The organism is Chromatiales bacterium, from assembly GCA_020445605.1.
Taxonomy (GTDB): Bacteria; Pseudomonadota; Gammaproteobacteria; order JAGRGH01; family JAGRGH01; genus JAGRGH01.
The window spans coordinates 1-1,671 of the sequence record JAGRGH010000046.1; the positions used below are offsets into that span (position 1 = coordinate 1).

Annotated in this window: 3 protein-coding genes; all 3 read right to left on the reverse strand. The window is 59.7% G+C overall.

Annotated features, from left to right (window positions below; translation table 11 throughout):
* On the reverse strand, positions 1-139 hold a 139-nt coding region (locus KDG50_09645), incomplete at its 3' end, for a type I restriction-modification system subunit M N-terminal domain-containing protein (protein ID MCB1865681.1).
* A gap of 98 nt (positions 140-237) precedes the next feature.
* A complete protein-coding gene (locus tag KDG50_09650; GenBank protein ID MCB1865682.1) occupies positions 238-1,371 on the reverse strand; it encodes a Fic family protein in 1,134 nt (377 codons plus the stop codon).
* On the reverse strand, positions 1,361-1,671 hold a 311-nt coding region (locus tag KDG50_09655), incomplete at its 5' end, for a hypothetical protein (GenBank protein MCB1865683.1). The genes KDG50_09650 and KDG50_09655, both read right to left, overlap by 11 nt.

Sequence of the window (1,671 nt, forward strand, 5' to 3'; positions counted from 1 at the left end):
GCGCCTTGGTGCGCTCGTCGGCCATCTTGAGGAACAGCAGATAGGTGAGCTGCTCGACATAGTCGCCATACGACATGCCGTCGTCGCGCAGGACGTTGCAGTAGTTCCAGAGTTTTTGGACGATGGTGGCTGTATTCACAGCGCATTCCCCTTTGTTCGGCAGCCAACGAGACCAATGTATGCGTACCCAATTCCTTTGACTTACCCACCACCTAAGTTAAGGATAGCGCATTTACCTTAACTAACGAACAGCCGTAGGTAACGATCGAACGCATAAGCCCGCCCCCGTTGCTGCCCGGTAATCTCCTGCAGCATCCCCAGATTCTCGAAATCCCGGATCAGTGCATTCGCCGTCGGCGTGCTGACCGACAAGGCCTTCTCCACGTCTAACGCCGAAACCACCGGTTTACGGTAAAGCAGGTTCAGCATCTGCCGGGCGTTGGCAGCCCGCTTGCCCAGCCCCAAAACCGCATGCTCGGCCTCGGTACGCAGCGCCAGAACCTGCCGGAACACCTCGCGCCCCTTGGTGGCCGTCTCCGCGACACCCTGCAGGAAAAAACGCACCCAGTGGACCAGGTCGTTCGCCGTCCGCACCCGCATCAGGGCATCGTAATAGCTCGCCCGGTTACGCTCGAAGAAATCCGACAGATACAGCGAAGGCTTGGCCAACAGGCCATGGCTCACCAGGTACAGGGGGATCAGCAGCCGCCCGATTCGCCCGTTGCCATCGAGAAAGGGGTGGATGGTTTCGAACTGATGATGGCTGATGGCCACGCGGATCAGGTGCGGTACCACGATGCCTTCGTTGTGCCAGAACGCCTCCAGGTCGCTCATCAGGTCGGGCACGCCGTCTGGGTGGGGCGGGATGAACACGGCATCCGTCAGGCTGGAACCGCCGATCCAGTTCTGGCTGCTACGAAACTCACCCGGTTGCTTGTGCTCGCCGCGCACCCCCCGCATCAGAATTTCGTGGGTCTGCTTCAACAGCCGGTTCGACAACGGCAGATGCTTCAACTCGGTGATGGCAGTGTTCACCGCGTCGATGTAATTGCGCACCTCGCGCCAATCGTCGCGCCTTTCAGGCTGAATCTGCTCCTCCGACATCATCGCCTCGTCGATGCCCGTCTGGGTTCCCTCGATGCGGCTGGAAGTCTGCGCCTCCTTCACCACGTGCATCTCGATGAATAAATCGATGTCCGGCACGATCAAGGAAAATGCATTGAGCTCGCCCAGCGCCCGGTTGGCCGCCTCCAACAAGGCATTGATCGTCGCGTCTTCCCACACCCACTCATGGTTCACCGTCGCCGGCTCGAAGCTCTTGTACTGATAGCGCTGGCGTAATACGCCTGCCTTGAAGGATTCAAATTTCATGCGCTAGCTCCCGATGGAGTTCATGCGACGACAGCCCGCCGGAAAACGCCTGGCTCAGGATGGACTGGCGCCGGCGCTCGGCGCGCCGCAGTTTGGCCGGGTCTTGGAATTTGTTCTGCGACTTGTTGAAGATCAGCCCGAGCAAGCCCTTCTGGTTGCCCAGCGCTTCAAGCGTGTGGCGGTAGTGATCAAACAGCTCGTCGCCGTCTTTCTTGATGAGGCTCGGCCAGCTGTACTGCTCCGGCACTGGGCTCTTCTGGTTGTACGGCGCCTTGGTGCGCTCGTCGGCCATCTTGAGGA